The organism is Corallococcus llansteffanensis (assembly GCF_003612055.1).
Classification (GTDB): Bacteria; Myxococcota; Myxococcia; order Myxococcales; family Myxococcaceae; genus Corallococcus; species Corallococcus llansteffanensis.
Genome location: NZ_RAWB01000787.1, coordinates 1 through 3,593, shown reverse-complemented (window position 1 = coordinate 3,593; position 3,593 = coordinate 1). Strand labels below are relative to the sequence as shown.

General features: G+C 72.3%; 3 protein-coding genes. 2 read left to right on the top strand and 1 reads right to left on the bottom strand.

Features of this window, described 5'->3' with window-relative positions; all coding sequences use genetic code 11:
• Both D7V93_RS40170 and D7V93_RS40165 read left to right on the top strand, forming a co-directional pair.
• A partial coding sequence (locus tag D7V93_RS40170; RefSeq protein ID WP_120648312.1) for an ELWxxDGT repeat protein occupies window positions 1–1,489 on the top strand: 1,489 nt, incomplete at its 5' end.
• A gap of 115 nt (window positions 1,490–1,604) precedes the next feature.
• On the top strand, window positions 1,605–2,678 hold the full coding sequence (locus tag D7V93_RS40165; protein WP_120648311.1) for an MBL fold metallo-hydrolase: 1,074 nt from the start codon (window positions 1,605–1,607) through the stop codon (window positions 2,676–2,678).
• A 20-nt stretch (window positions 2,679–2,698) separates the two neighbouring features.
• Here D7V93_RS40165 and D7V93_RS40160 read toward each other — a convergent pair.
• Window positions 2,699–3,593 (bottom strand): cysteine peptidase family C39 domain-containing protein (locus tag D7V93_RS40160; RefSeq protein WP_120648310.1); only part of this gene is annotated, 895 nt, incomplete at its 5' end.

The window sequence follows — 3,593 nt, the reverse complement described above, 5'->3', positions numbered from 1 at the left end:
CGAGGACGCGGAGGGCGAGAGCGGCTTCGGACAGGAGCCCTCCCCGGAGGCGGAGCAGACGGTGGAGCAGGAGGCCTTCTGCCCTCCCACCGCGGCGGCCACCCAGCGGGTGAAGACCATCCTGCCCCCTTCGGTGCTGGGCATCCCGCGCTTCGCGGCAAGCCCGACCAGCTTCGCGGACTTCCAGGGGACGCTCTACTTCGCGGTGAACTTCGAGGACGGTCGCCGCGCCCTCTGGAAGAGCACTGGCACCGACGCGGGCACCACGGAGGTGAGGAGCTTCCCCGTCCCCGCGGGCACCGGCACGCCCGACGTGACCCGCCTCACCGCCACCCCGACCCAGCTCTTCTTCCAGGCGCCAGATGCGACGCGGGGCCAGGAGCTGTGGGTGAGTGACGGCACGAGCGCCGGCACCCGGTTCGTCAGGGACCTGACGCCGGGGACGGGGGACTCGTTCCTCACGCACCTGACCGCGGTGGGCAACAACCTCGTCTTCTTCAAGGAGTCCTTCGACGTGGTCACCTCCGCCACGCGCTTCGAGCTGGGGCGGTCGGACGGCACGGCCGCCGGCACGGTGCTCCTGCGCGACTTCGGGACGAACGTGGATGTGAGCTACCTGGACGCGAAGGTGGGCAACGCGCTGCTCTTCTTCGTGCGCGAGCTGGACGGCGCCACGAACCTCTGGAGGACGGACGGCACCGCCGCGGGCACGCTCCAGCTGAAGCGGCTGGACGCGGGCCCCAACACCTTCCCGTTCGACGTGCGCTCCTCGGGGACGCTCGCGCTGTTCACGCTGGAGGAGAGCAGCGGCCTGACGGAGCTGTGGAAGTCGGACGGCATGGCGGGCGGCACGGTGCGGCTCGCGTCCTTCGGCGCCACGCGCTCCGTGCGGCTGCTGGGCGCGCTGGGTGCGCACGCCTACGTCACGAGCACCTCGTTCAGCACCCAGTACATGGTCCTCTACCGCGTCCCGCTCGCGGGGGGGAACCCGACGCCCTTCGTCACCCTGACCAATTTCTACGCCGGGCAGGGCCCGGCGTTCCCCAGCATCAACGCCGTGAGCATCGCGCCGGGGGGCACGAAGCTGTTCTTCTCCGTCAACATCAGCAGCGACAGCCCGGCGCCCCGCGACTCCCAGCTCTGGGTCACGAACGGCACCGCTGACGGCACGCAGCTGCTGCGCCGCCCGCTCAGCCTGAGCGACGAGTACGGCTCGCCGGTGTACGCGGTGGCGGACAACCTCGTCTTCTTCAGCGCGTATGAATCGACCGGCGAGGGCATCGAGCCCTGGGTGAGCAACGGCACGCCGGGCGGGACGCGCCGGCTGAAGGACATCGCGTCGCCGGCCGTCGGCGGGTCGTCCTACCCCCGCGACTTCTTCCGCGTGGGCTCGCGCGTCTACTTCAGCGCCTACGACGAAACCCAGTCCGGCCAGCTCTGGTCCACCGCGCTCAGCAACACCTGCGTGGCGCCGGAGGCCGAAGAGTAGGCGTCCCGCGCACTCCCGCGCCGTCCCAGGCCTGGCGGCGGGACGGCGCCCTGCCCGCCAGGGCTCCTGGCGGGTGACCGTGCCGGGCGGGCGTGGGGGTGTTAGACACCGGCGCATGTCCACCGTCGTCAGCGCCAGTGCACGTCTCGCGGGACAACGCCTCGAGCGCAGCCGGGCCTCCCGGCAGTTCGAAGGCCAGGGCTTCCGCAACACCGCCCCCGTGGGTCCCGGCATCCAGGGCAACCCGCTGCCCATCCTGGGGGAGTACTTCTTCGGGGGCTCGCAGCGCACGCCGCCTGGCCCGCTGCCGGTGGACGACCCCCGCGGCACCTGGGCCCGCGCGCCGGACACCGGCCTGCGCGTCACCTGGCTGGGCCACAGCACGATGCTGCTGGAGGTGGACGGCGCGCGCGTGCTCACCGACCCCGTCTTCGGGGACCGGGCCTCGCCCGTGTCCTTCGCGGGTCCCAAGCGCTTCCACGCCCCGCCCGTCCCCGTCGAAGCGCTGCCGGACCTGGACGCGGTGCTGGTGTCGCACGACCACTTCGACCACCTGTGCCGGAGCACCATCCAGGCGCTGGCGAAGCGGCGGGTGCCGTTCATCACCGCGCTGGGCGTGGGGCGCCACCTGGAGGCGTTCGGCGTGGCGCCGGAGCTCATCACGGAGCTGGACTGGTGGGAGCACCACCGCGTGGGCCCGGTGGGCTTCACCGCCGCGCCTTCGCAGCACTTCTCCGGCCGTGGGCTGGGCGACCGCAACAAGACGCTGTGGGCGTCGTGGGTGCTCACCACCGACAAGCACCGGCTGTTCTTCAGCGGCGACACCGGCCTCACGTCGGAGTTCGAGGAGATTGGACGGCGTCACGGCCCCTTCGACCTGGTGATGCTGGAGGTGGGCGCCTTCCACCCGAGCTGGGGCACCATCCACCTGGGCCCGGAGAACGCGCTCAAGGCGCACGCCATGCTGGGCGGCGGCACGCTGATGCCGGTGCACTGGGGCACCTTCAACCTGGCGATGCACGCCTGGGACGAGCCCGCGGAGACGCTGGTGCGGCTGGCCTCCGAACAGCAGGTGCGCCTCTTCACCCCGGGCCTGGGCCGGAGCCTGGAGCCCTCGCGGGTGGAGGGCGCGACGCCGTGGTGGCGCGACGTGGGCGAGCACCGGCTCGTGCCGCAGCCGGCGCCCTGAGGCTTCCAGCGCGCGGGCGGCTAGGAGCCTGACTCGCGGGTGCCAGCGGCGGCCGTCTTGGAGCCGATGCCGGATGTGTCGCCGAGCGAGGCCGAGTGGTCCTCGTTCTGGTGGGCGAGCGCGTTGGCGTCCCCGCCCGTCGGGTTCACGATGAGCATGCCGCCGCCGTTGAACGTGCTCCAGCCGGAGTTCATCGCGTCGGTGAGCTGGTGGAGCCCCACGCTGTAGCTCGTGCCCGAGGCCGAGTCCTTGATCTCGTAGTTGCCCTGCGCGTCCTTGCCGTCGATCTCCACCCAGTGCGCGCTGCCGTCCGCGGCACGCCCCTCGGAGCCGGGCTGGATGCGGTTCGAGTCCACCATGGCGACGGCCTTCTTCCCCTCGGAGAGGGCCTTGTCCAGCGCGTCGCGGTCGAAGTTGGAGGCGCCGCGCGTCACCTCGAAGCCCTGGCCCGCGAGCATGCGGGCCATCTGATCCGGCGTCGTGCCCTTGCCGTCGGCGTACTTCGACTCCAGGCCCTTCACGAGCTGCGCGTCCGTCTGGCCCTGCCCACCACCCGCCGCGCGCACCAGCATGGCGGTGGTCGCGGCTCCACAGTTGGTCGGATCCGTCTGCGGGATGACCGGCGTGGGCTGCGTCCAGCCCTTCGCAACCGCGGCCGGCGCATCCGTGATGGACGGCGCCGCCTCCATCTCCGACGTGCCCGCGACCGCCTGGGGCTGCAGCCCGTTCGCCGCGTACCGGGCGGCCCACTCCGCGGCCACCGCCGGATTCTCCTCGTACGTGTCCTTCTGACGCTCGGCCGGCTGCTCCTTCGCGACCTCACGGACCGGCTCTGGCGGGGGCTGCGCCTGCGTGACGACCGGCGCCTGCACCGAGGACTCGCGCGAGGCTTCGGGGGGAAGGACCGTGCGGGGG

What these genes read in the sequence shown, in the direction of transcription:
- D7V93_RS40165 (WP_120648311.1), top strand. Translation starts at nt 1,605, where the DNA reads ATGTCCACCGTCGTCAGCGCCAGTGCACGTCTCGCGGGACAACGCCTC.